Source organism: Pseudarthrobacter sp. S9 (genome assembly GCF_050156545.1).
GTDB lineage: Bacteria > Actinomycetota > Actinomycetes > Actinomycetales > Micrococcaceae > Arthrobacter.
On record NZ_CP189576.1, the window covers coordinates 1,881,846 to 1,907,629 of the forward strand.

General features: G+C 65.6%; 24 protein-coding genes and 3 tRNA genes. 13 read left to right on the forward strand and 14 right to left on the reverse strand.

Annotated features, from left to right (window positions below; genetic code table 11):
• Positions 1 to 23: 23 nt before the first annotated feature.
• The 4 genes from ACQCSY_RS08925 to ACQCSY_RS08940 are packed head-to-tail and all read right to left on the reverse strand — an operon-like array spanning position 24 to position 5,055.
• Positions 24 to 1,586: an APC family permease gene (locus ACQCSY_RS08925; RefSeq protein ID WP_427134965.1), complete on the reverse strand. Its 1,563-nt coding sequence runs from the start codon at positions 1,584 to 1,586 to the stop codon at positions 24 to 26.
• Positions 1,583 to 2,491, reverse strand: a complete 909-nt coding sequence (locus ACQCSY_RS08930; RefSeq protein WP_427134967.1) for a universal stress protein — start codon at positions 2,489 to 2,491, stop codon at positions 1,583 to 1,585. Before ACQCSY_RS08930 ends, ACQCSY_RS08925 begins: the two co-directional genes overlap by 4 nt.
• Positions 2,492 to 2,547: 56 nt before the next feature.
• Positions 2,548 to 3,615 (reverse strand): IS630 family transposase, encoded by a 1,068-nt coding sequence (locus ACQCSY_RS08935; protein WP_427134969.1) that lies wholly within the window; start codon positions 3,613 to 3,615, stop codon positions 2,548 to 2,550.
• A 51-nt stretch (positions 3,616 to 3,666) separates the two neighbouring features.
• The gene (locus tag ACQCSY_RS08940; RefSeq protein ID WP_427134970.1) at positions 3,667 to 5,055 is read right to left on the reverse strand and encodes a flavin monoamine oxidase family protein; all 1,389 of its coding nucleotides are present in this window, start codon (positions 5,053 to 5,055) and stop codon (positions 3,667 to 3,669) included.
• 157 nt (positions 5,056 to 5,212) lie between these two features.
• Between ACQCSY_RS08940 and ACQCSY_RS08945 the strand changes: the two genes are divergently transcribed.
• Positions 5,213 to 5,902: a TetR/AcrR family transcriptional regulator gene (locus tag ACQCSY_RS08945; RefSeq protein ID WP_427134972.1), complete on the forward strand. Its 690-nt coding sequence runs from the start codon at positions 5,213 to 5,215 to the stop codon at positions 5,900 to 5,902.
• A 164-nt stretch (positions 5,903 to 6,066) separates the two neighbouring features.
• Here ACQCSY_RS08945 and ACQCSY_RS08950 read toward each other — a convergent pair.
• Positions 6,067 to 6,149 (reverse strand) — tRNA-Leu (locus tag ACQCSY_RS08950).
• Positions 6,150 to 6,523: 374 nt separating this feature from the next.
• On the opposite strand from ACQCSY_RS08950, the gene ACQCSY_RS08955 reads away from it, so the two are divergent.
• Genes ACQCSY_RS08955 through pknB form a run of 7 tightly spaced genes read left to right on the forward strand, consistent with a single transcriptional unit; the run spans position 6,524 to position 16,253 of the window.
• Positions 6,524 to 7,273: an FhaA domain-containing protein gene (locus ACQCSY_RS08955; protein WP_427134973.1), complete on the forward strand. Its 750-nt coding sequence runs from the start codon at positions 6,524 to 6,526 to the stop codon at positions 7,271 to 7,273.
• A complete protein-coding gene (locus ACQCSY_RS08960) occupies positions 7,270 to 7,752 on the forward strand; it encodes an FHA domain-containing protein FhaB/FipA (protein WP_427134975.1) in 483 nt (160 codons plus the stop codon). The genes ACQCSY_RS08955 and ACQCSY_RS08960 overlap by 4 nt, the downstream gene beginning before the upstream one ends.
• Before the next feature lie 2 nt (positions 7,753 to 7,754).
• The gene (locus ACQCSY_RS08965; protein WP_427134977.1) at positions 7,755 to 9,515 is read left to right on the forward strand and encodes a protein phosphatase 2C domain-containing protein; all 1,761 of its coding nucleotides are present in this window, start codon (positions 7,755 to 7,757) and stop codon (positions 9,513 to 9,515) included.
• Positions 9,512 to 10,966, forward strand: a complete 1,455-nt coding sequence (locus ACQCSY_RS08970) for an FtsW/RodA/SpoVE family cell cycle protein (RefSeq protein WP_427134978.1) — start codon at positions 9,512 to 9,514, stop codon at positions 10,964 to 10,966. Before ACQCSY_RS08965 ends, ACQCSY_RS08970 begins: the two co-directional genes overlap by 4 nt.
• Positions 10,963 to 12,417, forward strand: a complete 1,455-nt coding sequence (locus ACQCSY_RS08975; RefSeq protein WP_427134980.1) for a penicillin-binding transpeptidase domain-containing protein — start codon at positions 10,963 to 10,965, stop codon at positions 12,415 to 12,417. The genes ACQCSY_RS08970 and ACQCSY_RS08975 overlap by 4 nt, the downstream gene beginning before the upstream one ends.
• Positions 12,414 to 14,231 carry a protein kinase domain-containing protein gene (locus tag ACQCSY_RS08980; protein WP_427134982.1) on the forward strand — a complete coding sequence of 606 codons (1,818 nt, stop codon included), beginning with the start codon at positions 12,414 to 12,416 and terminating at the stop codon, positions 14,229 to 14,231. Before ACQCSY_RS08975 ends, ACQCSY_RS08980 begins: the two co-directional genes overlap by 4 nt.
• 54 nt (positions 14,232 to 14,285) lie before the next feature.
• A complete protein-coding gene (gene pknB / locus ACQCSY_RS08985; RefSeq protein WP_427134984.1) occupies positions 14,286 to 16,253 on the forward strand; it encodes a Stk1 family PASTA domain-containing Ser/Thr kinase in 1,968 nt (655 codons plus the stop codon).
• 63 nt (positions 16,254 to 16,316) lie between these two features.
• On the opposite strand, the gene ACQCSY_RS08990 is transcribed toward pknB, so the two are convergent.
• The 3 genes from ACQCSY_RS08990 to ACQCSY_RS09000 are packed head-to-tail and all read right to left on the reverse strand — an operon-like array spanning position 16,317 to position 17,977.
• Positions 16,317 to 16,958, reverse strand: coding sequence for an aminodeoxychorismate/anthranilate synthase component II (locus tag ACQCSY_RS08990; RefSeq protein ID WP_427134986.1), 642 nt, complete (start codon positions 16,956 to 16,958; stop codon positions 16,317 to 16,319).
• Positions 16,955 to 17,125 carry a hypothetical protein gene (locus tag ACQCSY_RS08995; RefSeq protein ID WP_427134988.1) on the reverse strand — a complete coding sequence of 57 codons (171 nt, stop codon included), beginning with the start codon at positions 17,123 to 17,125 and terminating at the stop codon, positions 16,955 to 16,957. The genes ACQCSY_RS08990 and ACQCSY_RS08995 overlap by 4 nt, the downstream gene beginning before the upstream one ends.
• 3 nt (positions 17,126 to 17,128) lie before the next feature.
• Positions 17,129 to 17,977: a class E sortase gene (locus ACQCSY_RS09000; protein ID WP_427135757.1), complete on the reverse strand. Its 849-nt coding sequence runs from the start codon at positions 17,975 to 17,977 to the stop codon at positions 17,129 to 17,131.
• A gap of 180 nt (positions 17,978 to 18,157) precedes the next feature.
• Here ACQCSY_RS09000 and ACQCSY_RS09005 point away from each other — a divergent pair, with 180 nt between their 5' ends.
• On the forward strand, positions 18,158 to 18,412 hold the full coding sequence (locus tag ACQCSY_RS09005) for a cell division protein CrgA (RefSeq protein ID WP_427134990.1): 255 nt from the start codon (positions 18,158 to 18,160) through the stop codon (positions 18,410 to 18,412).
• 221 nt (positions 18,413 to 18,633) lie between these two features.
• Positions 18,634 to 19,239 (forward strand): DNA-3-methyladenine glycosylase I, encoded by a 606-nt coding sequence (locus ACQCSY_RS09010; RefSeq protein WP_427134992.1) that lies wholly within the window; start codon positions 18,634 to 18,636, stop codon positions 19,237 to 19,239.
• Between the two features lie 898 nt (positions 19,240 to 20,137).
• Here ACQCSY_RS09010 and ACQCSY_RS09015 read toward each other — a convergent pair.
• Together ACQCSY_RS09015 and ACQCSY_RS09020 are read right to left on the reverse strand one after the other, a co-directional pair.
• On the reverse strand, positions 20,138 to 21,007 hold the full coding sequence (locus tag ACQCSY_RS09015; protein ID WP_427134994.1) for a rhomboid family intramembrane serine protease: 870 nt from the start codon (positions 21,005 to 21,007) through the stop codon (positions 20,138 to 20,140).
• Between the two features lie 9 nt (positions 21,008 to 21,016).
• A complete protein-coding gene (locus tag ACQCSY_RS09020) occupies positions 21,017 to 21,562 on the reverse strand; it encodes a peptidylprolyl isomerase (protein WP_427134996.1) in 546 nt (181 codons plus the stop codon).
• A 155-nt stretch (positions 21,563 to 21,717) separates the two neighbouring features.
• Here ACQCSY_RS09020 and ACQCSY_RS09025 point away from each other — a divergent pair, with 155 nt between their 5' ends.
• Both ACQCSY_RS09025 and ACQCSY_RS09030 read left to right on the forward strand, forming a co-directional pair.
• Entirely contained in the window at positions 21,718 to 22,731 is a 1,014-nt protein-coding gene (locus ACQCSY_RS09025) for a hypothetical protein (protein WP_427134998.1), read from the forward strand.
• A 110-nt stretch (positions 22,732 to 22,841) separates the two neighbouring features.
• Positions 22,842 to 23,717 (forward strand): glycosyltransferase, encoded by an 876-nt coding sequence (locus tag ACQCSY_RS09030; RefSeq protein WP_427135000.1) that lies wholly within the window; start codon positions 22,842 to 22,844, stop codon positions 23,715 to 23,717.
• A gap of 34 nt (positions 23,718 to 23,751) precedes the next feature.
• On the opposite strand, the gene ACQCSY_RS09035 is transcribed toward ACQCSY_RS09030, so the two are convergent.
• Positions 23,752 to 24,666: a DMT family transporter gene (locus ACQCSY_RS09035; protein ID WP_427135002.1), complete on the reverse strand. Its 915-nt coding sequence runs from the start codon at positions 24,664 to 24,666 to the stop codon at positions 23,752 to 23,754.
• A 130-nt stretch (positions 24,667 to 24,796) separates the two neighbouring features.
• On the opposite strand from ACQCSY_RS09035, the gene ACQCSY_RS09040 reads away from it, so the two are divergent.
• Positions 24,797 to 25,165, forward strand: a complete 369-nt coding sequence (locus tag ACQCSY_RS09040) for a cupin domain-containing protein (protein ID WP_427135004.1) — start codon at positions 24,797 to 24,799, stop codon at positions 25,163 to 25,165.
• Between the two features lie 125 nt (positions 25,166 to 25,290).
• Here the strand turns inward: ACQCSY_RS09040 and ACQCSY_RS09045 are convergent.
• The 3 genes from ACQCSY_RS09045 to ACQCSY_RS09055 all read right to left on the reverse strand — a co-directional run bounded on the left by ACQCSY_RS09045 (position 25,291) and on the right by ACQCSY_RS09055 (position 25,698).
• Positions 25,291 to 25,366, reverse strand: a tRNA-Ala gene (locus ACQCSY_RS09045).
• Between the two features lie 71 nt (positions 25,367 to 25,437).
• Positions 25,438 to 25,554 (reverse strand): DLW-39 family protein, encoded by a 117-nt coding sequence (locus tag ACQCSY_RS09050; RefSeq protein WP_427135006.1) that lies wholly within the window; start codon positions 25,552 to 25,554, stop codon positions 25,438 to 25,440.
• A 70-nt stretch (positions 25,555 to 25,624) separates the two neighbouring features.
• Positions 25,625 to 25,698, reverse strand: a tRNA-Ile gene (locus ACQCSY_RS09055).
• Positions 25,699 to 25,784: the final 86 nt, after the last annotated feature.

The window sequence follows — 25,784 nt, forward strand, 5'->3', positions numbered from 1 at the left end:
AACCGCTTAGTTTCCGCGGGGGATCAGATCCCCCGGGACAGGACCCGGCCCTTGAAGAACTCCGGCCGGATCCTGGACATGACCAGCATGAGCACCACGCCGAGCAAGATCACGCCCATGCCCAGGATGAACACGAGGCCCAATCCTCCGATGGATGAACCGGAGCCGTACTCGGGATCCATGGAGTCGTAGGCGGTCTTGACGAACATCACCAGCAGGATGACGCCGCCCAGCAGCGGTGCGAGGAACTTGAAGATGAACGAGTGTGCCCCGCTGAAGGCCTGGGCACGGAAGAACCAGACGCAGGCCAGGGCGGTGATGCCGTAGTAGAAGCAGATCATCATGCCCAGCGCCGTGATGGTGTCCCACAAGGCGTTCTCGGAGGTGGTCCGGGTGATGACGTAGAAGGCGGCGGCAGCCACGGCCGAGGCGATGGTTGCATAGCCCGGGGACTTGTGGCTCGGGCTGATCCGGCCGAACTTCTGCGGCAGCGCCTTGTAGTGGCCCATGGACAGGAGCGTACGCGCCGGGGAGACGAACGTGGACTGCAGCGACGCGGCCGAGCTGCTCAGGATGGCCAGGGACATCAGGATGGCGAAGGGGCCCATCACGGGGCCGGCGAGGACGGCGAAGATGCTGCCCTGGTTTTCCGGGTTTCCGGTTCCCGGCCCGGTGTCGCCGGTGCCGGCGAAGGACAGCGTGGCCAGGGCGACGGTCATGTAGATGATCACGATGACCAGCACCGTGACGGTGGCGGCGCGGCCAGGGGTCTTCTCCGGATTCTTGGTCTCCTCGTTCATGGTCAGCGTGACGTCCCAGCCCCAGTAGATGAAGATGGACAGCGAAACACCGGCGGCGAAGGCGGAGAAGGATTCGACGGCGAAAGGGTTGAACCAGTCCGGCGCGATGGCGGTAGCGTCAAAAGCCGTTCCGTTGGCGACATGGCTGAACGCGGCCACGGCGAACCAGCCGAGCACCAGCAGCTGGAATGCCACGAGCACGTACTGGACACTCTTGGTGGTCTCCATTCCGCGGTACGAGATCCAGCACGCCAGGGAAATGAACACGAGAGTCGTGGCGATGTTGAGCGGCAGGATCTTGCTCAGGTCGCCCAGCTCCGGATTGCCGAAGATCTGCGCCAGCATGAGGTAGAAGAAGTCGACCGCGACGGCGGCCAGGTTCGACAGCACGATGATGGTCGCCGCGATCAGGCCCCAGCCGCCCATCCAGCCGATCCACGGACCGAAGGCCCGCGAGGCCCATGTGAATGAGGTGCCGGCGTCGGGCATGGCGTTGTTCAGCTCGCGGTAACCCAGTGCCACCAGCAGCATCGGGATGAAGCCCACGAGGAAGATCGCCGGAAGGTGCACCCCGACCTCGGAGACTGTGGGGCCCAGCGCGGCCGTGAGCGTGTAGGCGGGCGCAATACAGGACACGCCGATGACGACGGCGCCGATCAGCCCCACCGACCCGGCCTTCAGTCTTTTGTCGCTCAGCCCGGTGTGTTGTTCGGTGTGCTGCTCGCGGTACTTTTCGGTGTGCTGTTCGGTCTGCGACGCCTTGGGCGTCGCGTGTTCGGTGCTCATTTTTGTGTCTTTCCGGAAGTTTCATTCGACATTGAATGGGTTGAGCCACCCGGCGCAGGGGTGGCCTCGTAGTTGCTGGGGACCACGATCATCGGCACCGGCAGGGCGCGCAGGATACGGTTGGCGGTGCTACCCAGGAAGATGGACCGGTACCGGGCCAGGCGGCTGGATCCGATCAATAGGACTTCGCCGTCTTGCCAGTCGAGGTGATCAACCGCTTCCTCAATGCTCCGGCCCTGGGCCACGACCACTTCCGGCCCGCTGGCGTCCTGGTCTGCGCTGCCGGGCCGGGCTGCGGCGATGATCTTCACCGCGTGCTCACGGGCGGCCTCGGCCGCCTTCAGCGAATCGCCGCCGTCGAGCGACAGGAGCGACACCACCCGCAGCGGCACCTTGCGTTCGGTTGCCATTCCCGCGGCGAACCCCAGCAGCTTACCGGCACCGGTCCGGCTGCCGAGGCCGCAGCTGAGCCGCGTCAAAGCCTCCGTGTGGTGGTAGCCATGCGGTGCGAGGGCCACCGGGACGGTGGCTGCGTGCAGCAGCGCACTGGCCACCGAACCGACGGTGAACCGCTTGAACAGCCCGCTGCTGGTTGCCCCGATGATCAGCATTTCCGCCTGCAGTTCCTCGCTCGCCTCGATCAGAGCCAGCGCCTCGGAATCACCGCTGCGGATATGGGCTTTGGCCGGGACGTCGTCCGGGACCAGCGCCAGGGCCTCGTCGATCCACTGGCGGGCCTGCTCGTTCAGCAAGTTCTCGAATCCCGCTTTGGGCGCATGTGCCGCGCCGAACTGCGAGACCTCGGGAACCACCAGCACGAGCTCCAGGACGGCGCCCCGGCCGCGGGCCAGAGAGACGGCAAGATTAACGGCGTCGTGTCCGCGGGCGTCGGCTGAATACCCCACTACACCGCATCCGGACGTCCTTTCTGAGCTGCTGTGCGGATACCTAGTGTCACGTGTTAATGGTTTGTTTTCGTTTGATCTTGCCCGGTAGGTAGTCGGCGTTTGACCCACCGGAACGGTTTGGCTCTCTCGTTGTAGCTGGCAATGTAGGTCTCGATGGTGTCTTCGAGGTCCTGGACCGAGTGGAAAGACCCGCGCCTGATCGCCTGGCGGGTGACAAGGCCGAAGAAGATCTCGACCATGTTCAGCCAGGAGCAGCTCGTCGGGGTGAGGTGCAGAGTCACCCGGGGGTTTTCTGCCAGCCAGTCCATGACATTCCGGTGGTTGTGGGTTGCGTAGTTGTCGCAGACGACGTGGAGCTCGACGTCCGGATGCGCGGTGGCGACCTGACCCAGGAAATCCACGAATTCCAGGCTGCTGTGCCGCTGGTAGAACGAGCTGGCACTGACCTTGCCGCTGAGCACATCCAGGGCAGCGAACAACGTGGTGGTCCCGTTGCGCCTGTAATCGTGGGTGTGCTGGGATGCATGGCCCGGGGACAGCGCCTGATCAGCATGGGTACGGTCCAGGGCCTGGATCTGCGTCTTCTCATCAATGCTGACCACGACCGCGTTCTCCGGCGGGGACATGTAGAGACCGACCACGTCCCGCAGTTTGGCCTCCAGCTGCGGGTCGGTGGAGAACTTGAACGTCTCGATCCGGTGCGGCTGGATCTTCCACTTGCGCCAGATCCGGGCCACCGAGGAAAAGGAAACCCCGAAGCGCTCAGCCATGATCCTGGCCGACCAATGCGAGATCCCCAGTTCCGCCGGCGGCTTCCCGTCGCTGGTCAGGGTTTCGGCAATCGGCGCCAACTCATCGATCACCGGTTCCCGGCCCGGTCGGGGCGAATCCTTCAGCCCCTCAACCCCGTCCCGGACGTAGCGGTTACGCCACTTCAAGACCGTGGGAGCTGTGAATCCGGTGGACTTCTCGATCCGGACATTCGGCAGCCCGTCGGCAGCCAGCAACACCGTCCGGGCCCGAAGAGCCAGCGTCGCCGAGACGGACTTCCCGCGCGTCAACGCCTCCAGCAACTCCCGGTCACCCTCACGCAATACCAGAGCCTCCGCCACATAAACCATCCTTCAAGTCTGACGGCCAACCAGACCTAAAGGAATCAACGACACGCTACACTAGGGTGTGACCGAGGCACGGTCCGCGGCGGACGCGACCCGTGCCGCCGTGCGACGGCCCATGCGCACGGCGCCGTCGACGTGCTGGTAGCCCTCGGCTGCCAGATCGGAGGAGGACCAGTAGATGGGTCCTACCGGTGCGTGCTGGTCCTTGCCGTAGCGGTGCAGGCCGCCGAGGTCGTAGCTGGAGGCGTAGGCGCCGCGGGTCCACTCCTCGGATCCCCAGTCGGACTCGTAGTAGACCTCGGGTTCGAGGGCCTTGTCGCCGAGGAAGCCGGCGATGGACTCGAGGATAGTGCGGCGTCGTTCCTCGGCGCTGAGCTCGAACATGGCGTCGGCCTTTTCGTCCGAGATGAAGCCCACCAGCGTGCCGCGGGGATCCTCGTGGTTCGTGTTGTCGTAGACCTCCTGCACCACGGCGCCGGCACCGAAGCAGGTTCCGGAGAGGCCGTCTTCGCGCCAGAACGGCGAGCTGTAGACGGCGTGCACCTTGATGACCAGGCCCAGAGACTGGTGCTGGTGCATCTGGTGCTGGCGGCGGGGCAGCGGCGGGTTGAAGGAGACCCGGGAATAGAGGTTCGGCGGCACGGCCATGATGACAAAGCGGGCGTTCACCGTGGCGCGTTCGGAAACGGCGGTCACCCGGTACCCGCCGCCGGCGGCTTCCTCCCAGTTGATCGTGCGGACCGGGCTGTCCAGGACGACGTCGTCGCCCAGTTCGGCCGCCTGCAGCAGGGACACCTGCTGCATCCCGCCGATCACCCGTTTGTCCAGGATGAAGTCCTCATCCGTCAGGTGGGTGAAGGATCCGGCGGACGCGGCCATGAGCACTGCCTGCAGCGCGGAGAAGGAGTGTGCCGGCTTGGTCAGCATGCCGCCCGCGATGAAGAGGCCGATGTTGTTGCAGGCTTCCTCGTCGGAGGAGTTCCGGCGCAGCCAATGGTGGAAAGAGATGGTGTCCAGCTCGCGGGCCTTGGGGTGTGCCCACGGCTCGGTGGGGCCGATTTCCGCTGCCAGCGAGTCGAGCAGGGCAGTGAGCTTGTCCATCTCCGCGGCGGTGGTTTCGCCGACCGGGAAGGTGTCCCCCGTGTACAGGGTGCGCCTGCCGTCGGCTCCGATGTAGACGGACTTGCCGTCGCGGTAGCGGGAATAGGTCTGCAGGCCGAGCTCGCCCAGGAGGGCCAGCAGTTCGGTCTGGTCCGGCGAGACCCACTGCCCGCCGATCTCGAGCATGGCACCGTCAATGGTGTCGGTCCAGGTGCGGCCGCCCACGCGGTCCCGCGCCTCCAGTACGGCCACGCTCAGCCCGGCCTTCTTCAGCTCCCGGGCTGCGGTCAGCCCGGCGGGGCCGGCTCCGACGATAACGACGTCGCGATCAAGTTCCAGCATGATGTCCTTTCCGTGGCCGCAAGTGATGCGAACCACCACTAAATGAATGCCGTTCATTTATGACGACTATAGCGGGTTCCGCCGCCATGGGGAAGACCCCCGCGTAAAGAAGTGCACAATGGAATAATCCTTGGGACATCGACCAGAAAGGCCAGGAATGCCGGCAGCCACCAGCGCCCCTGCAGATCCCCACCCCGCTGACGCCAAACCGCGGCGCCGGGCGGGCAGGCCGGCCGCTGCCGTGCTGGACCAGGACGGCATTACCTCGGCAGCCCTGCAGTTGGTCGGGAAGAGCGGCTACGAGGGCTTCACCATGGCCGCCCTCGCGAGGACCCTCAATGTGGCACCGTCGGCCCTTTACAACCATGTCTCGTCCAAGCGGGACGTGCTTGTCCTGGTCCAGGACCACCTGACCTCGTTTGTGGATGTGACCGCATTCGACGCCGAACCCTGGGACCAGGCCGTCCGGGACTGGGCCTGGAGCTACCGGGACGTCTTCTCCAAGCACACGCCGCTGATCCCGGTCATCGCCGTGCTGCCCGTGACCGACGCTCCGAAGACGCTGGCCATGTACGAAGCCGTGAGCGCCGGGTTCAGCCGGGCGGGCTTTCCGCAGGAGCGCATCGTCTCGGCCATCGTCGCGCTGGAGTCCTTCATCTTCGGCTCCGCCTACGACGCCACTGCGCCGGCGGACATCTTCGATGCGGGCAGCATGGCGGAGTCGACGCCGAACTTCACCTCTGCCGTCGACAGCCTCGCCCGGCAGGGATTCGAAAAGCCTGCCGATGTCGCGTTCAGCCTGGGCCTGGAAGCGCTCATTGCCGGGTTCGGGGCGTTGCGGCGGTAGGCGCGAGCCGTTCCCGGCTGAAGTGGCCCATCATTGGCCTCGACCGGCAGGCCGCGCCAGGCTCCCGCTACCGAAGGGTACCCAAAACCGGGCCAGTCCCGCAGCCCCAGGGGGTTTAAAACAAAAGAACCCCGGTCCGAAGACCGGGGTTCCCAATAATTGCGTGCGCGAGGGGGGATTTGAACCCCCACGCCCTTTCGGACACTGGCACCTGAAGCCAGCGCGTCTGCCGTTCCGCCACTCGCGCGCAACTTCTTCCACTCGGACAGGGCCCGATTTCCGGACCGCCAACCTCGTAAAAGCAGCGAGATCAAGCATAACGGACAACTGCGGGAAAACACCAATCGGGATCGCCAAGCACGGTTTTCCGGCGTTTTGCGGGAACCTGCCGCGACGCCGTCGGGACCCCGCAACCACGGCGGCGCCGCGGATGTCACCCCACGTCAGTGCCTGTTCGCCGCAGTTTTCCGCTACGGAGCGGCGGCGCCCATTAAGGCCATTCCCAGCCATGCCCAGTAGTATCTGATGTAGGAGTGCCCGGTGACAGCGGCTCCCGCAAAAGTTGGAAACCGAGTTCCGGAACGAACGCTGCCCTGCAGCCATCAGGAAAGGAGAAGGACCATGGGATTGCTGGACAAAGTCGAGCGCGGCATCGAAAAGGCCGTCCGCGGAGTCTTCTCCACCGGTTCTCGCGCCCAGGTTGAGCCCGTCGAGATCGCCAGCCGCCTCCGCAGCGAAGTAGACAACAAGGCCATCACCGTCGCCGCCGGACGCACCCTGGCCCCCAACGTTTTTGACGTCCTTCTCAGTGATGACGATTTCCAGCGGGCCCAGGAATGGGGCACCCCGCTCGCGGAAGAACTCTGCGACGTCGTCATCAACCACGTGCGCAGCCAGGGCTACACCCTCCAGGGACCGGTCCGCATCAGTTTCCGCCGGGTTGAAGAGCGCCGCGCCGGGGATTTCGAAATCACCTCCCGGACCGCGAAGACCTCCGCCCCTTCCGTCCCGGCACAGTCCGGAACGCACGCCAACCTGCCGGCGGCCCCGACACGCCAGCCGGCGCGGTTTCAGCCCGTGCTGGACATCGATGGCCAGCGCTACTCACTGAATGCGCCGTCCATCGTCCTCGGACGCTCCTCCGAGGCAGACATCCTCATTGACGACACCGGTGTTTCGCGCCGCCACCTGGAAATCCGGACAGGGCCGGGCACGGCCCAGGCCATCGACCTCGGTTCCACGAACGGCAGCTATGTCAACGGCCACAAGATCGTGGGCACTTCCGAACTCACCGATGGCTCCACCATCACGATGGGACGGACCAAGATCATCTTCCGCCTACTGTCCGCCAGCCCAGGCGGCCGCGCATGAGCGAACTGACCATCACGGCCCTGCGCTTCGGATTCCTCATCCTCCTGTGGGTGCTGATCTTCAGCATCGTCTCCGCCATGCGCCGCGATCTGATGATCGGACGCAAGGCAGCGGCCGGAGCTCCCACGGCGCGCCAGGTGCGCAAGAATCCCGCTCTGGCCGAACCGGTGCCCGCCCCCGTGAAGCATCAGGCGCGGCAGCTTGTCGTGACCGAGGGCCCGCTCAAGGGCACCACCATCGCCCTGGCAGCAAGCCCCATCCTGCTCGGCCGGGCGCAGGAAGCCACCCTGGTCCTCGAGGACGACTACGCCTCCGGGCGTCACGCGCGCCTGTTCCCCCAGGGCAGCCGCTGGTTCATCGAGGATCTCGGCTCCACTAACGGCACGTATCTGGCAGATCAGCAGCTGACCCGGGCCCTCCCGGTGGAGTTGGGTGTCCCCGTGAGAATCGGCAAGACGGTCATCGAATTGAGGCCGTAGCCGTGGCTGCACCGGACCTTCCCGCAGCCAAGGCGCCAGCCCCGAAGCGGCCGCTCATCATGCGCTACGCCGCGCGTTCCGACGTCGGCCGCGTCCGCGCCAAGAATGACGACTCCGCCTACGTAGGCCGGCACCTCGCCGTCGTCGCCGACGGCATGGGCGGCCATGCCGGCGGCGATGTTGCCTCCGCGGCCACCGTGCTGGACATGATCCACCTGGACCACGACAACTACGACGACGACGCCGGCACCGTCCTCGCCGACGAGATCCAGACCGCCAACTCCCTGTTGTCCGAGCTGGTCCACATCAATCCCAAGCTCGCCGGGATGGGCACCACGGTCACGGCCCTGCTGCTGGCGGAGGGCAAGCTGCATTTCGCCCACATCGGCGACTCCCGCGCCTACCGCCTGCGCAAGGGCGAGTTCGAACAGGTCAGTGTCGACCACACGTTCGTCCAGCGGCTCATTGACGAAGGCCGGCTGCGCCCGGAAGAGGCGGAAACGCATCCGCACAAGAACGTCCTGATGCGTGTCCTGGGCGACGTCGATGCGAGCCCCGAACTGGACCTCGACACCCTCGATGTCCACCCCGGTGAACGCTGGCTGCTCTGTTCGGACGGCCTCAACTACGTCGCCGGCCACGCCGTGGAGCGCACGGTCCGGGAGATAAAGAACCTGCGCGAGTGCGCCGAACACCTTGTTGAGCTCACCCTTGAGGCCGGCGCGCCGGATAACGTGACGGTCGTGCTGGTGGACATCGCCGAGCAGACGCCCGACGACGTCCGGACCGCCGCCGTCGACATCGTCCCCCTACCCGTGGCGGATCCCGCCCCTGCCGCGGTGCCGGAAACTGCCACAGCTGCGGTGCCGCCGACCGGGAGCACCTACGGTGCCGCGACGGCAACGGCCGAATCCCCTGAGTCAGCGGAGCCAGGGCAGAAGGCCGACGCCGGCAAGGCCGACGGGACGGAAACGGCACCCAAAGCCGGCACGGCAGCAACAGCGCCGGACCCGGACAGCGCATCAGACAGGGCATCAGGCAACACACCGGATAGGGCCGCGGACAGGAAGGAACCCGAGCCCACCACCGATCCGCACCTGGGCGAACACCTTTCTGCCGAGGTCCTGCGCGAAGAACTCTCCACCCGCCCCCACGAACTCGTGGGCGCCGCCGCCACCGCGGCGGAATCCGGCTCCATCCCGTCAATCGCCGGGCGCACCGTGGCGCGCAGGGCCGCCACCGTCCTGACCCACAAGTCGGACCAGGCACGGGAAGAGGCCGAGGAATACAAGCCGGCCGGCCGGCCCCGCCGCTGGCTGACTGTGTCCATCGCAGCCGCCATCGTGGCCCTCCTCGCGATCGGCCTTTGGCTCGGCTACGCGTGGACCCAGACGCGGTACTACATCGGCGAACACGATCAGCATGTGGCCATCTTCAACGGGGTCTCCCAGCGCCTGGGGCCCATCCAGCTTTCCACCCTCGAAGCGGTGACCAATATCCGGATGTCAGACCTGCCCGAATTTTCGCAGCAGCGCGTGCGCCAGACTGTGCCCGCCCGCGATCTCTATGACGCACAGCGGATCGTGAAAAACCTTGAGCGGACCGGCACCACCGCGCCCGCGGATGAATGCCTCACCCCCTCCCCCGCGGCCACCGCCTCCGGAACAACAGCCAGCCCAATACCCAGCCCCGGGGCGTCCGGAACGGCCCCGCCGTCGGCCTCCCCGACACAGACAGCTCCGAACTGTGAGGGGGGCAAGTGACACCGATCGACACCGTGCCCAAACCACGGCGGAACGTGGAGCTGGTCCTGCTGGTCCTGGCCCTCGCCGTCGGGATCGGCGCCAATGCCCTGGTGGGCGTGGACCGGGAGAAGGCCTTCGATACCGACTTCTGGTTCCAGTCCAGCCTGCTGGCCGCTGCAGCACTGGGCTTCCATGTTGTGCTCCGTATCCGCGCTAAATATGCCGATCCGGTAATACTTCCGATCGTGGTGGCCCTTAACGGTTTGGGCTTCGCCATGATCCACCGTCTGGACCGCGTCGGGGAGGACACCGGCAACAACCAGCTCCGCTGGACACTCGTTGCCATGGCAGTCGCAATCGTCGTGATCTGGTTCCTCAAGGACCACCGCATCCTGCGCCGCTTCACCTACATCTCTTTGGCGGTCAGCGCCGTACTGCTGGTCCTGCCGCTGGTTCCAGGCATCTCTGCCGGCGAGATCCTGGGTGCCAGCGTGTGGATCAAGATCGGTTCCATGACATTCCAGCCGGGTGAGATCGCCAAAATCACGCTGGCCATATTCTTTGCGGGTTATCTTTCCTCGAACCGTGACCTGATCCTGCTGGCGGGCCGCAAGGTCGGTCCCCTGCAGTTCCCGCGGTTCAAGGATCTGGGTCCTATGATCACGGCGTGGCTGGTGAGCATCGGCGTGCTCATCTTCCAGCGGGACCTTGGCACGTCGATCCTGTTCTTCGGTCTGTTCCTCGTCATGATCTACGTCGCGACGAGCCGCATCAGCTGGGTGCTCATCGGCGTGGCCCTCATGGTCGCCGGCAGCTTCGTGGCCGCGAAGGTGTTCTCCCACGTGGCGCTGCGGATCGACGGCTGGATCAACGCGTTTACGCCGGAAGTCTACGGCCGGGAATTCGGCGGCAGCCTCCAGATCGTGGAGGGCCTCTTCGGCATGGCCAACGGCGGACTTGTGGGCACGGGCCTAGGCCAGGGACGTCCGAACCTCGTCCCCTTCGCCAACAGCGACATGATCATCGCCTCGTTCGGCGAGGAACTCGGGCTGATCGGCCTCTTCGCAATCGTGCTGATGTACCTCCTGCTCTTCACCCGCGGCTTCCGCGCCGCGCTCGGCACACGGGACGCCTTCGGCAAGCTGCTGGCTTGTGGACTGTCCTTTGCGATCGCGCTTCAGTGCTTCGTCGTGATCGGCGGCGTCACCCGGCTCATCCCGCTCACTGGACTCACCACCCCGTTCCTGGCAGCCGGAGGTTCCTCCCTGCTGGCCAACTGGATCATCGTCGGGTTGCTGCTCATGATTTCGCACACGGCACGGAGCCCGGTGGACACCACACCGATGGCGCCCGGACAGGTCCCCGACGCCAGGAAGGGCACCCCCGCCATGCCTTCACGACCGGCAACAGCGTCCGGCGCCGGCCGGAACAGTCCGGACGCTGCCACCGAGGCGGTGAAACAACTGTGAACCAGGCCATCCGCAATGCATGGATTGCCGCGATCGCGCTGTTCGCGCTGATTTTCGGCGCCCTCAGCTACGTCCAGGTGGTGGGGGCCGACGAGCTCAAGGCCAACGCCTGGAACAAGCGAGCCATCCTGCAGACCTATTGCAACGACCGCGGCGCGATCATCGTCGGCGGCACCCCGGTGGCACAGTCGGTGGCCGCCACGGAGAGCTGCAAATTCCAGCGCACCTACACGCAGCCCCAGCTGTACGCGGGCATCACCGGTTACTTCTCGAAGAACTACGGCCTGACCGGTTTGGAGCTGGCCATGAACGACCAGCTCGCCGGCAGCTCGGACCAGCTCTTCCTGGACAGGGTCGGCCAGCTCTTCCTCGGCAACCAGCCCAAGGGCGCCTCCGTGGAGCTCACCCTGGATCCCAAGATCCAGAAACTCGCCTACGACCTCATCCCCGAAGGCCAGCGCGGGTCCATCGTGGTGACCAGCCCCAAGACCGGGGCCATCCTCGCGATGGTGTCCAAGCCGTCCTACGATCCGAACCTGGTCGCCACGCAGGATGCGGATGCCGAACAGGCCAACTACAACGAGCTGAACAAGATCCCCGGGATCAACCTGAACCAGAACGTCAGCGGACCGACCGGCGCCCTGCTGGCGCCTGGATCCGTGTTCAAGCTCGTTGACACGGCAGCAGCGCTCAGCTCGGGCAAGTACAACAAGGACAGCGTGCTGCCCAACCCGGCAGAGATGCCCTTCCCCGGCATCCAGTACAAGCTGCCCAACTACGCCGGCGGCAACTGCTACACCCGGGACACCGCTACTTTCGCCTTCGCGCTGCAGCAGTCCTGCAACACGCCGTTCGCCAGCATCGCCCTTGACCTGGGCGAGAAGGCCATCGCGGACCAGGCGGAGAAGTTCGGCTTCGGCCAGGAGTGGGGCGAGCAGCTGAAACTGGACTACGCCCGGAGCGTCTTCCCCAAGGACCTCGACCAGGCCGGGCTGGCGCAGTCCGCCATCGGCCAGCGCGATGTCCGGGCCACCCCGCTCCAGATCAACCTGATGACCGCGGCGATCGCCAACGGCGGCGTGCAGATGCAGCCGAACCTGATCAAGGCCTTGCGGTCCCCGGACCTGCGGGTGCTCAGCGAGCCCAAACCCCAGGCCCTCAGGACCTCCACCACGCCGGAAATCTCCCGCCAGATCACCGAGTGGATGACAAGCGTTGTCAGCGACGGCATCGCCGGCGGGGCGGCCGTGCGCGGGATCCAGGTGGCGGGCAAGACCGGCACCGCGGAGCTCGGTACCGGCCTGAACAACTCATGGTTTACCGGGTTCGCCCCGGCGAATGACCCGCAGGTGGCTGTCACCATCGTCATGCAAGGCGTGGACATCACCACCGGCGCAAAGCTAACCAGTCCGAACGCGAAGAAGATTTTTGAGGCGGTGTTGAATAAGTGAGGCCTTCATCAGGAATCACCCTCGGCGGCAGATTCCAGCTGACCACGCGCATTGCGATCGGCGGCATGGGAGAAGTCTGGAAAGCCAAAGACCTGATCCTTGGCCGCATTGTCGCCATCAAGGTGCTTAAGGAGGAGTACACGGGCGATCCCGGGTTCCTTCAGCGGTTCCGCGCCGAGGCACGCCACACCGCGCTCCTGAACCATGTGGGAATCGCCAATGTGTTCGACTACGGCGAGGAAGAGGGCTCCGCCTACCTCGTCATGGAACTGGTTCCGGGCCAGCCGCTGAGCAGCATCATCGAACACGAGCAGGTGCTCTCTCCGGACCGCACCCTCTCGATGATCGCGCAGACGGCGCGCGCCCTCGCGGTCGCCCACGCCCAGGGCCTCGTACACCGCGACATCAAACCGGGCAACCTGCTCATCATGCCGGACGGGCGCGTCAAGGTCACCGACTTCGGCATCGCCCGCCTGGCGGACCAGGTGCCGCTGACCCAGACCGGACAGGTGATGGGCACCGCCCAGTACCTGGCTCCGGAACAGGCCACGGGCCAGACGGCCACCGGAGCGTCGGATATTTACTCCCTTGGCGTGATCGGCTACGAGTGCCTCACCGGCCACCGCCCGTTCTCGGGCGAATCACAGATCGCCATCGCGCTGGCCCAGGTCAACGACGCCCCTCCGCCGCTGCCGGACACGCTGCCCAGGCCGGTCCGTGCCCTGCTGATGTCCATGCTGGCCAAGGACCCGAAGAACCGCCCCGCCAACGCCATCAAACTGTCCGAAGCAGCCGAGGCCATCCGCAACGGTGACATCGCCGCCGCCCACGCCGCCGTTCCCGGGATGCTCCTCTTCGAGGCGGCAACCGGGCCCATCACGGCCCCGGTTGACGTCCCCACGGCAGCCACCGGCATCATCGCGTCCAGCGCAGGCGAGGACCGGTCGACGTCGGCGACCTCCGCCCTGCCCGTGGTCGGCGCCGCCGGTGCGGGAGCCGCGGCCGGCCTCGCGGCCGGGGCGGCCGCTGCCAGCGGTTACGGGGCGCGCAACGCGCTCTCCCGCGCGGATGCCTTGGCCGCCGAGCGGAACTGGGTGCAGGAGGACGACGATTACGACGAGCCGGTTGATGAGCCCCAGCGGCGCGGCCGCAGCCCCTGGACCTGGCCGCTGATCGCCCTGATCCTGCTGGTGCTTTTCGCGCTGGTGGGCGTGGTCCTGAGCCAGGCCGGGATCCTCTTCCCCTCGCAGCCGCAGGCCAGCAGCAGTGCCGCGTCCAACAGTGCGAAGCCCAGCACCTCCAGCCCGTCGGCCTCGCCCACGTCAGCGAGTCCCAGCGCCACGAGCAGCTCTGCGACGCCCACCCAGTCCACCCCGGCGGCCATCAACCTGATTCCGGACGCCTACCGCGGCCGTCCCTACAACGATGTCCGCAACGAACTGATCGGGATGAAGCTACAAGTCACCGGTGTCGAAGTCTTCAACGACTCGACGCCGGGAACGGTCACCAACGTCGACCCCTCCGGTCCGGTCCACCCCGGGGATGTCATCACGGTGAGCTACTCCAAGGGCCCGGAAATGGTCTCGGTCCCTGCCATCCCGTCGGGCGCCAGCGAGGCCGCAACCCAGCAGGCCATCCAGAACGCCGGGCTCCGCTGGGTCAAGGGCGCCGACGTCGACCCCACCAACAAGAAAGAGGTTCCTGGCACGTTCGTCAGCTCGGACCCCGCACAGGGGGCAAAGGTCGCCGCCGGATCCGTGGTGACCTACCATCTGGCCAAGATTGTGGCCCCGAGCGCTACCAAGTCACCCTAGGAAACCGTGTCCAATACAGCCCGCACACCGTCACACAGAGAGGATCGCCGCCCCGTGAATACGCAGCGCGTCCTCAGTGGGCGTTATGAGCTGGGTGAGCTGATCGGCCGCGGCGGAATGGCGGATGTGTTCCGCGGGGTCGATACCCGGCTGGGACGCACCGTGGCCGTCAAACTGCTGCGCCCCGACCTGGCCAGGGATCCGCAGTTCCAGGCCCGGTTCAAGCGTGAGGCCCAGGCCGTGGCGGCGCTGAACCACCCGTCGATCGTGGCTATCTACGACACCGGGGACCACGCGGTCCCCGGTGACCACGACGACAGCGTCCGGGTGCCGTACATCGTGATGGAGTTTGTTTCCGGGAAGACCATCCGCGACCTCGTCAGGGCGAAGGAGGTCACCATCGATCGGGCGATCGACTTCACCCTGGGCGTTCTCTCCGCCCTTGACTACAGCCACAAGGCCGGGATCGTGCACCGCGACATCAAACCCGCCAACGTGATGTTCTGCCCGGACTCCAACAGCGTCAAGGTCATGGACTTCGGCATCGCCCGCGCCATGGCGGACTCGGCCGCGACCATGACGCAGACGCAGGCCGTCGTGGGCACGGCCCAGTACCTGTCTCCGGAACAGGCCCGCGGCGAAGCCGTCGACGCCCGCAGCGACCTGTACTCTGCCGGTTGCCTGTTGTACGAGATGCTGACCGGCCGCCCGCCGTTCATCGGGGACAGCCCCGTCTCCGTGGCCTACCAGCACGTCCGTGAGATCCCCGAGCTGGCCAGCAGCCTAAACCCCGATGTCTCCGAGGCGCTGGACAGCGTGCTGATGAAGGCCCTGGAGAAGAACCGCGCGGACCGTTTCCAGGATGCCGCCGCCTTCCGGCGCGCCCTGCGGGCAGCGCGGAGCGGCGTCGCAGTGGCCCCGCCGGCGGCCAGCGAGGCCCCCACCAACCCCACCAACACCGTTTCGCGGCACGACGGCGTTCCCCCCACCGCCGCCTTCTCGGTCACCGGGGCAAAGTTCCTGGATGACACACCCGGCGGCCGTCTCCGTCCCGCCGAGGACACGCCGGGAGACGACCACCTGTTGCCGGCCTACGGCATTGAACTGTATGGAAGTACGGACTCGGGCAGCCTTCCGCTGGCTCTGCCGGTCGAACGCGAACACACGCCAAGGCAGAAGTCGCGCCGCCGCACCTGGATCGCCACCCTGGTGGTCCTCACCATGCTGGTCCTGGCCGGAGGCGGCCTGTGGCTGTACAACATGATGAACCAGGCACCGCCGCCCGTGGCCAAGGTCCTGGTCCCGCCGGTGACGTCGCTGACGGAATCTGAGGCCCTGCAGAGGCTCTACAACGCGGGATTTAAGCCCCAGCTCAAACGGCTTCAGCACGAGACCATCCCCAAGGGCACCGCTATCGGCACGGTGCCGACGTCGGGCAGTTCCTTGGACGCCAACTCTGAGGTCACGCTCAACATTTCCGAAGGTCCGAGTGTCGTCGCCATACCGGCCGATCTACCGGGCCGCACTGAGGCGGCCGCGCGGGATGTCCTGCGGCAGAAGGGGCTGACCGGTGCGCCCACCACCTCCATGGCCAACAGCCCCACGGTTCCGGCGGGCATTGTCATCACCACCAAGCCCGCCCCGGGCCAGAACGTGGCCGTGGGCAGCGTCGTGGAAATCATCGTCTCGACCGGGAAGGTTACCGTGCCGCAGCTCATCGGGCTGCCGGTCGCTGAGGCTGAGACTGCACTCGAGGCCCTGGGACTGACGCTCAGCGCCACGGAAGTCGAGAATTCCCAGGTGGAACCGGGCAAAGTCACGGCACAGAGCGACGCCGCGGATTCACTGGTGGTGCAGGGCAAGACCATCGCCGTCACGGTGGCGAAGGCCCCGGCACCCCCGGCCACACCTGCACCGACCCCCACGCCGACGGCTACAAAGCAGGGCGCCAAGGAAAGCGCGGTCAACATCCTGGGCGGGTTCCCGTCGGGGCCGTTACACGCCGGTCAGCTCGGGGCCTAGGTCACGGACCGGGGTTCGCGGCGCGGCACAATCAGTGCTTGACACAGTCAGTGCGTGAGGCCGTCAGTGCTTGATGAGCGGGCTCAGTTCCGCTGCCCGTTCGGCGGCCCCCGCCATGCCCAGGGACTCCAGCCAGTTGCCGAGCATCTGGTAGCCGCCTTCAGTCAGCACCGATTCAGGGTGGAATTGGACCCCGCAGAGGGGGGCGGTGCGGTGCTGCAGCCCCATCACGACGCCTGTACTTGTCTCCGCGGTGATCTCGAGGACCTCGGGGATGCTCTCCCGGACAGCGGCCAGGGAGTGGTAGCGGGTCGCTGTAAGGGGAGAGGGAAGGCCGGCAAATACGCTGGTCCCGTGGTGCTCCACGAGGGACGTCTTGCCGTGCATGAGTTCCGGGGCGTGGGTCACGGTTCCCCCGTAGGCCTCTGCCAGCGCCTGGTGGCCCAGGCACACGCCGAGCATGGGCTTGCCGTGGCTGCCGCACCACTGGATCAGCTCGATGCAGACTCCGGCAGCGGCGGGGGTTCCCGGACCCGGAGAGATGAGCACGCCGTCGCGCGCGTCCGCCATCTCGACGGCCTCCGCGAGCGTGACATCGTCGTTTCGGACCACGGTGGTCTCCGCGCCGAGTTCCTGGAGGTAGCCCACCAGGGTGTAGACAAAGCTGTCGTAGTTGTCTACGACCAAGATCTTGGTTGTGCTCATGGGTGCCTTGCTGAACCAATCGTCGAGTCGGTGAACTGGGTGAACTGCGCCATCCAGGGAAAAAGGAACTGAACCATCAATACCAGTACGCCGGCAACCAGCACCAGCGCGGCAGCGATCCTGAGCCACAGGGGACCCGGAAGCTGGCGGAAGATCCAGCCGTACACGAGTCAGCCCTCCCCGAGCACGCGCGCTACCTGGCTCGCGATTTCTGCCGGCGGCCCCGCTGACGCCGGCTGCCACCACTCCAGCAGCGAGTAGGCGATGAAGCGTTCCTGCGAGCCGAAGCGCGGGTTGCAGCTGGTCATCGTGAGGTAGCCTTCCTTCGGCGTTGCGGCCGGCTGGGCCGGCACCGGCAGGAGTACGTCCGTCCTCGAGGGAAAAACGATCTGGCTGTTCCGGAACACGTAGACATAGTAGCCCGCGCGGATCTGGACGTAGATCCTGTCCCCGGGCACGAGGGAATCGATGCTGTCCAGGACCGCACCGTGGGTCTGCCGGTGGCCGGCCACGGCAAAATTCCCCACCGCACCGGGCATTGCGGTGCCCGGGTAATGGCCGATGCCCAGGGTATCCAGCACCGCCGGAGTGGTTCCCTGGACAAGGGGCCGCGTGAAATCGGCGCCGAACCTGGGGACATACATGATGCCCATCGTCACGCCGTCGGCCGGTTCGGGGCTGACAATGGCCGGGCCATAGCCGGAGGAAGAGCCAGCGGACGAGCCGTCGGAGGAGTCGTCGGCAGCTGCCGACGGCGGCGCGGACTCCAGGGGACCCGCCCCTGTCAGATCCTGTTTCAGGTCCTGCTTCAGGTCGTGGGCGAAATTCTTGACGACGCCGCGTTGCCGGGCATCGGACTCCACATTGGTCCACCACAGCTGCCACGCCACGAACAGCAGGACGATCACCCCTGCGGTCATGAGCAGCTCACCTGCCATCTGGAAGCTGCGGGAGAGGACGCCGGCGCCGCGCGCGGCCGCGGGAGCGGGAGCGGGAGCGGATCTCTCCTTTAACTGCAGCACCGTGTGTTCTCCTCCTGGGCGTTCTCGATTGACACCGGTGTGGCCTGAACTACAGCTAGAATTGGCTGCGAGTATGATTTCCACACTTGACCAAGAGCGCGTTGGCCGCCGGCCTTTCCTTCTCGCAGGATATCAAGCCCAGGTGCCGCTCCTGTTCCAGCCCGCCAAGGAGGACCCGTGCCCGAGTCAAAGCCGCGAAAAAGGACTGCCCCCGCAACGACGCAGACTTCTGCCGCGCAGGCCTACAAGCCCAACCCGGTCTGGTTCAAGCCGGTGATGTTCGGCCTGATGATCATTGGCCTGCTGTGGATCATCACGTTCTATATCAGCGAAGGCACGCTGCCTGTGCAGGCCTGGGCATCGTGGAACATCGTCGCAGGGTTCGGAATCGCCATCGTGGGCTTCCTGATGACCACGCGCTGGCGTTCCTGAGACTGGCGTTCCTGACTGCCGTTCCCGACTGCCGTTCCCGACTGCCGTTCCTGAACCAGGAACACGCTCCAGGAGCTACCCTGCCGGGCCGGTACACAGTGTGTGCCGGCCCCTGCCTTTAATGCATCATTGATGCCTGTCCGTAAGTGCCTCGACCACGCCGTCGTCCCCGGCGTGACCGATAATTCTGGAAGCGGCAAATTTCCAGCGAAGGATTCCAGATGACCCCGGCAGCAAACGGCTCCATTATCGGCGACGACGGACTGGCTCGGCCTGCGTGGGCGTCCGTGGACCCGATGCTGCGCGACTACTACGACAACGAGTGGGGCCTGCCCGTCCGGGACGAACGGGGACTGTACGAACGAATCAGCCTCGAGGCCTTCCAGGCAGGACTCTCGTGGGCTACGATCCTCCGCAAACGGCCGGCATTCCGGGCAGCGTTCAGCGACTTCCATCCCGAGACCGTGGCCGCCTTCACCGAGGCCGATGTGGAACGCCTCATGCTGGATGCCGGCATTGTCCGGAACCGGCTCAAGATCCAGGCGGCCATCACCAATGCCCGGGCTACTCTCGCGTTGAGGGACGACGGCGGGCTGGTCGACTTCGTCTGGCGGTTCCAGCCGACGAGCACGCCCGAGCCGGCATCGCTGGACCAGGTCCCGACGACCTCGGCGGAGTCGGTGGCACTCTCCAAGGCGCTGCGGAAAAAGGGGTTCGCATTCGTCGGGCCCACCACGATGTTCGCCCTCATGGAGGCCATCGGCATGGTGGACACCCATCTGCTGGACAGCCACCGGCGCGGCACCTCCGGCGTCTGGCCGCGCTGACGCCGCCGACACCGCCCTTTCCGCGGACTGGATCCGTCCTGGATCCGTCCTGGATCGGTCCGCAGTATCCACAGTTGTGCACAACTTTGGGGAAACTTATCCACAATGTTGATAACTTCCGCCAGGAAAACACCGTTTCAAGGCCGTCCCGGCGCCCCATGTAGCTCGCGGATGGCCGATTCCCGTCCGGGGACCGCATGAATTATAGCGCTGTAAGTTATTAACAGTGTGGATTGTCTGTGGATAAGTCAGACGTGCACCGCGGGCCTGCCCACAGCCCAGGGCGGGACGTCCGGAACAGCTCACCCGGCAGCGCCTTTGATGCAGGATCTGGACGCGATCCGGACGCGGGGAAAGTTATCCACTTAACAACAACCCAGTACCCACAAGTTATCCACAGCTGGGGATAACGACACTTTTCGGCCCCCCGCGCACCGCCTCGATGCCGGAACCCGGGAGTTCTTACGGGAGACACTCAGAGGATCAAGTTATTAACACTGTGAATAACCCTGTTGAAATCAGAGGAAATCAGACATCCAGGCCTGCACCGGGACGTGGCACCCGGCAGCCGGCGAAGGATTGCCGGCTCCTGGCCGGGGCACGCTGGCGAAGTTGTCCACTTAACCACAGGGCAACCCACAGCAGTTTTCCACAACTGTGGAGATCTGGAATGTTGCGTTGAAATAGTGCCCTAAATTCGCCAGCTGTGGCCATCAGATCGGGCAGGCCACTTTGAACTACAGCCATGTAAGTTATTAACAATGTGGATAACCCCTGTGGAAAACTTACAGCGGAATGGCTGGTTAGGGTGAAGTGTGCACAGGGGACCGGCACGCGACGAGCGGCCGGGCAGACCCGCCGTTCAGAGGGCAGGGACAGGGGGCTAGTGCAGGCGGGTCTAGGCGCTGACGCTCGCCATCCGGAAGACGGAGATGGCGATCAGCAGGGCCAGGACCAGCACGAGGCCGCCCGACTGCAGCAGGCCATGGCGACGGCCGCGTGGGGAGTAGGCGATGACGGCGGCGCACAGGGCACCGGTGACCAGGCCGCCAAGGTGGGCCTGCCACGCAATCTGGGGGACCATGAAGCCGATGACGCCGTTGATGGCGATCAGGACCACGAGCTGGCGGATGTCCCCGCCGCGGTGCCGTTGGACCACGAGCATGGCGCCGAAGAGGCCGAAGATCGCGCCGGAGGCTCCCACGACGCCCACGGGGCCGTTGGGCGGGTACACCGGCGTCAGCAGGAGGAAGCCGACCGAGCCGCCGATGGCGGACAGCAGGTAGACGGCGAGGAAGCGGACGCGGCCCAGCAGCGGCTCAAGGGCCTGGCCGAAGATCCAGAGGGTGTACATGTTCAGGACAATATGGAGCAGGAAGCCCTGGGAGTGCAGGAAAGCCGAGGTCAGCATCCGCCAGGGCTCGATGTCCGTGAAGGCGGGGGCGTAGGCCAGCTCCTGGTAGATCCCGTCGTTGGGGACCAGCCACTGCAGCACGTAGACGAGGGCACACAGCCCGATGATCAGGAAGGTGACGAGAGGCTTGCCGGCGGCCACGGCGCCGCCGTAGACCGTCTTGACGTCCGGCGTCGTGCGTTTTGTTTCGTTGACACAGTCAACACATTGGAATCCGACGGCGGCCGCCCGCTGGCAGTCGGGGCACGCAGGGCGCCCGCACCGCTGGCAGCGCACATAGGCGGGCCGGTCCGGGTGCCGGGGGCACACCGGGATCTGCGCGGACGGCTCTGCCGCCGGAATTCCGTAGCTCATGGGCTGGGCCTAGAGCTGTTCTACGTCAATGCTGTTGATGGTGACGTCCTCGACGGGGCGGTCACCCATTCCGGTGCGGACAGCCTCGATCGCGTCAACAACCTTCTTGGACTCCTCGTCGGCGACTTCGCCGAAGATGCTGTGCTTGCCCTGCAGCCAGCCGGTGGGGATGGTGGTAATGAAGAACTGGGAACCGTTGGTGCCCTTGCCCATCTGGACTCCGGCGTTCGCCATGGCCAGCTTGTAGGGCTCGTTGAAGGTGAGCTCCGGGTGGATTTCGTCGTCGAACTTGTAGCCCGGTCCGCCGACGCCGCGGCCCAGGGGGTCGCCTGCCTGGATCATGAAGTCCTTGATGATGCGGTGGAAGATCGTGCCGTTGTACAGCGGCGTGCCGGTCTTGTCCTCGCCCGTTTCGGGGTGGGTCCAGGCCTGCTCGCCGGTAGACAGCCCGACGAAGTTCTTGACGGTCTTGGGCGCGTGGTTGCCGAAGAGGTTGACGACGATGTCGCCGACGCTTGTGTGGATGGTTGCTTTTGCGGTTGCGATGGCAGTCATGGGCCCTATTCTTCCACGACGGGCCGCAGCGCACAGGGCCGCAGAGTCAGTTCCGCGCTGGGTGAAATCCACTGGAAATCGGCCTGAAGAATAGCCGGTGCGTTCCTAGACACGTAGGCTAACAGCAGAACCGTCACATTAATCGGGAGGTAGTTGTGAAGAAAACGGATCGTATTGCCCGTGAGCTGGAGCAGTCAGTCAGCACCGGAGTGGAAAGCGCCAAGGACTGGGCAACCCCGCGGGTTGAAGCGGCAGTGAATTGGGCCGTTCCCCGCCTGCAGCATGGACTGGATACCGCATCTCCCAAGATCCAGGAGGGGCTCAAATCGGCAGCCCACAACCTGGCCGACGGCGTCGCCACCGTTACCCCGCTCCTCCAGGACGGCCTGGCCCAGCTGGCTCCGAAGATCCACGACGCCGTCGAGGGCGCGACGCCGCGCCTGCACGAGGCCCTGGACAAGGCGACACCCGTAATCGCCCAGGCGCGGGACAGGGTGGTCGTCGAATATCTTCCCAGGCTTTCAGACCAGATCGGCCATGCCTCCGAGGCCGTTCACCGCACGCTGGAAAGCGCTCCCGCCCATGTGGACGCCGTTGCCCAGAAGCTCGTCGACTCCGGTGTTGTGCACAGCATCCAGGAGCAGGCACAGAGCGCCGGCCAGCAGTTCAAGGCTGTGGCCACCGAGGCAGGCAAGGCCGTCAGCGGGGAACTTTCCAAGCCGCAGAAGCCCAAGCACCGCGGCCTGCTGATCGTCGGCGTCATCGCCGCGGCGTTCGCGGCCGGGGTCGCAGCCTGGAAGGCCTCCAAGCCGGTCGAGGACCCGTGGAAGACCCCTTCTCCGGTAACGCCTGCCCCGGAGCCGGCGACGACCGCGAACGCCGTCAAGGATTCCGCCAAGGATTCCCTCAAGGACGCCGCAGATAGGGCCGGTACGGACACCGCCGCAAAGGCCGGCGCCGCCGCGGGCAGCGCGGCGGACGCGTCCGCAGAGGTTCCCGGTTCCGTCGCGGACGCAGCGGCCGATGTCTCGGACGCGGCCAAGGACCCGTCCGAGGACAGCAAGGAAGCCGGCAAGGAGGCCACCGCCGAGGTTGCCACGGATTCGAAGACCGCCGTGCGGAACATCGGGGCGAGCCCGAATGATGTTGCGGACAAGACCGGCAAGTAGCCGCAGCTAGCTAAGAACCGGCGGCCTGCGGGCAGCCGGGAAAGGGAGGGATTCCGCCAGGGGCGGGATCCCTCCCTTCAAATGACGGGCTAGATGCTAAATTTGTGGTGATGTCACCCAATAGATCCCCCGACGATGCCTTACTCGTTTCCGCGCTGCCGCCGGCTGTATCTATTGTCATCCCGGCATACAACGAGGAAAGTGTCATCCGGCAGTGCCTGATCGCCGCCGTGTACCAGTCCGTCCCCGCCCACGAGATCATCGTGGTGGACAACCTGTCCACGGACCGCACGGCCGATATCGTGCGGCAGATGCAGCTTGAGTACCCGGAGAGTCCCATCATCCTGCTCAGCCAGGACCGGGACCAGGGACTCATCCCCACCCGCAACTTCGGCCTGGACCACGCCACAGGCGATATCCTCGGCCGGATCGATGCCGACTCCGTGCTGGAGCCGGACTGGGTGGAACAGGTCCAGAAGGCGTTCGCGGATGAGTCGGTCCACGCCGCTACCGGCCCGGTGGTCTATTACGACATGCCGATGCGCCGCTTCGGCCTCAAAGCGGATGACAAAATGCGCCAACTGATGCTCAAGCTCGCCAAGCACCAGTATCATTTCCTCTTCGGCTCCAACATGGCGCTGCGCCGCTCCGCGTGGGAGATCATCCGGGCGGAGACCTGCCGGGATGAAAAGGACGAGATGCATGAAGACATCGACCTCTCCCTGCACCTGGCCGACCACGAGCTCCGGATCCAGTACTGGCCGCAGATGATCTCCGGCATGTCCGCGCGACGCCTCGAAGACTCGCCCCGGGACTACCGCTACTACGTGACGCGGTTCGACCGCACGTACAAGGCGCACAACGTCAAGAAGATGGCGCTGAAGGCGCCCATGGTCGTCTTCTTCTCCGTGTACTTCCCGGCGAAGCTGCTGCGCGCCATTCACACGGTCAATACGGCCCAGCCCGCCCGCCGCGGCGGCCAGTAGCCGCGCCCGCCGCGGCGCGGTGCCGTGCGCGTTTTTAGTCGGTGCCCAGTTCGGCCAGCCGGGCGGCGTTGAGCCTGACGGACCGCGAGCTCCGCTGCCCCAGGACGACGACGGCGAGCCCCACCAGGATCATCGCCAGCCCCCCGTACGTTCCGGCGGGCAATGTTTCGGCCAGGAACGCGGCGGCAAGCAGCGCGGCGCCGGGGATCTCCAGCAGGATGATCATGGACACCAGCAGCGGACTCATCGTCGCCAGCAGGTGGTTGAAGGCCGTGTGCCCCACCAGTTGTGCACACACGGTGATGGCCAGGATGCCCAGCCAGCCACCGGCGTCGAACCCGGCCAGCGGCTGCCGGGAGAACAGCGCCATTAGCGCCACTGAGGCCGCGCACATCCCATAGCAGAGCGTCGTGTACACACCAGTGCCCATGGTCTGGCGGGCCTTGCCGCCGGCCAGGGTGTAGATCCCCGCCAGGGCGCCTCCGGCCACGGCCAGGAGGTCCCCCAGGAGCGCATCCGGCGAGGTGCCCATGTCGAACCCGGTAATGGCCACGACGCCGCCGAAGGCGATACCCAGGCCGGCCAGGACCGGCCAGCGGTGCCTGACGCCCCGGAACAGCTGAAAGATCGCGATCCAGCCGGACTGCAGGCAGACCAGGGCCGTGGCGGCCGCGACGGAAGTCAGCTGCAGGGAAGTGATGAAGCAGGCGAAGTGCAGTGCCAGGGCGATTGCGGCGGCCAGGGACCAGCGGAACTCGGTCCCCGTGACCCGGGCGAATTGGAGGGGCTGCCGGACCAGCACGGGCCCCGCCATGACGGCAGCTCCGATCGCGTTGCGCCAGAAGGCGATGGCGAGGGCGCTGACCGAGGTGGCGCCCAGTGTGGCGGCGATGAGCGGTCCCGAGGAAGCCACGCCCAGCACTCCCACGGCGGCAAGAAGCAAGTTCACGGTCCAACAGTAGTAGGGCCAAGTTCCCCGGCGGGTGCGTCGGCAATTGCTGAAAGCGCGTTCTTGACCGCGTCATACCGTGGTGCCAGTCTTAAATCGCGGTCTCAAATCATCGAAGAAGGAGACCAAGATGTCTTCAATCATCCGCAAGAGCCTGGACAATCCGGAGGAGACACGTCCCGTGGCAGAAGGGATTGGTCAGGTTGACCTCGTCAATCTCGACGCCGGCGCCGTGGGACGCGCCACGTTCCTGCCTGGTTGGAAGTGGTCAGATCATGTGAAGCCGATCGCCAAAACGGATAGCTGCATGGCAAGCCACGTCGGGTACACGGTGTCGGGGCGCCTGAAGGTCGTCATGGACGACGGTGAAGAGAGCGAATTCGGTCCGGGTGACTTCGGAATCATTCCGCCCGGCCACGATGCCTGGGTGCTCGGCGACGAGCCCTACGTGTTCATCGACTGGCAGGGGATGGAGGACTACGCCAAACCCAAGGACTGAGCCGCGACGCCGGCACCGGCCGGGCTGCACGCACGGGACGCACGCACAGTCCGCAGGGACCGTCTGCAGATTCTGCACACGCAAAAGGCCCCGGACCGCGTTTCCGCTTTCCGGGGCCTTTCTTATGGTGGAGGCACGGGGACTCGAACCCCGAACCCCCTGCTTGCAAAGCAGGTGCGCTACCAATTGCGCCATGCCCCCATAAGAAGCAACCCGACAATCATACCCTAGTTCCGGAGGGCTGTTTCCAGCTCCCGGACCGGGAATCCAGGCTAATCAACCTTATCGGTTGAATCGCTCCAGACTGTTTTCCGGGCTTCGGATTCCTGCACTTTCTTGTAGAGCAGGACGCCTGCGATCGTGGCTGCAACAACCAGCAGCTTCTTCACATTCACCTCGTTCCGGTTCAGTAATGCCTGAACCTTCCCCTAACCTCTACCAGAACCTGCACAGGTTCCGTGGGCGTACCAGGACTTGAACCTGGGACCTCTTCGTTATCAGCGAAGCGCTCTAACCGCCTGAGCTATACGCCCCGATGCCTCATCGGGCCGAGATATGACTGTACAGCACATCCCGGCCCGATCTCAAATCGAGGCATTTCCCCGCAGGAATCCGGGGA

What these genes read in the sequence shown, in the direction of transcription:
- ACQCSY_RS09030 (WP_427135000.1), top strand. Translation starts at nt 22,842, where the DNA reads ATGTCACCCAATAGATCCCCCGACGATGCCTTACTCGTTTCCGCGCTG.
- ACQCSY_RS08940 (WP_427134970.1), bottom strand. Translation starts at nt 5,055, where the DNA reads ATGCTGGAACTTGATCGCGACGTCGTTATCGTCGGAGCCGGCCCCGCC.
- ACQCSY_RS08990 (WP_427134986.1), bottom strand. Translation starts at nt 16,958, where the DNA reads ATGAGCACAACCAAGATCTTGGTCGTAGACAACTACGACAGCTTTGTC.
- ACQCSY_RS08945 (WP_427134972.1), top strand. Translation starts at nt 5,213, where the DNA reads ATGCCGGCAGCCACCAGCGCCCCTGCAGATCCCCACCCCGCTGACGCC.
- ACQCSY_RS08925 (WP_427134965.1), bottom strand. Translation starts at nt 1,586, where the DNA reads ATGAGCACCGAACACGCGACGCCCAAGGCGTCGCAGACCGAACAGCAC.
- ACQCSY_RS09010 (WP_427134992.1), top strand. Translation starts at nt 18,634, where the DNA reads ATGACCCCGGCAGCAAACGGCTCCATTATCGGCGACGACGGACTGGCT.
- ACQCSY_RS08935 (WP_427134969.1), bottom strand. Translation starts at nt 3,615, where the DNA reads ATGGTTTATGTGGCGGAGGCTCTGGTATTGCGTGAGGGTGACCGGGAG.
- ACQCSY_RS09040 (WP_427135004.1), top strand. Translation starts at nt 24,797, where the DNA reads ATGTCTTCAATCATCCGCAAGAGCCTGGACAATCCGGAGGAGACACGT.
- ACQCSY_RS08960 (WP_427134975.1), top strand. Translation starts at nt 7,270, where the DNA reads ATGAGCGAACTGACCATCACGGCCCTGCGCTTCGGATTCCTCATCCTC.
- ACQCSY_RS09020 (WP_427134996.1), bottom strand. Translation starts at nt 21,562, where the DNA reads ATGACTGCCATCGCAACCGCAAAAGCAACCATCCACACAAGCGTCGGC.
- ACQCSY_RS08955 (WP_427134973.1), top strand. Translation starts at nt 6,524, where the DNA reads ATGGGATTGCTGGACAAAGTCGAGCGCGGCATCGAAAAGGCCGTCCGC.
- ACQCSY_RS09015 (WP_427134994.1), bottom strand. Translation starts at nt 21,007, where the DNA reads ATGAGCTACGGAATTCCGGCGGCAGAGCCGTCCGCGCAGATCCCGGTG.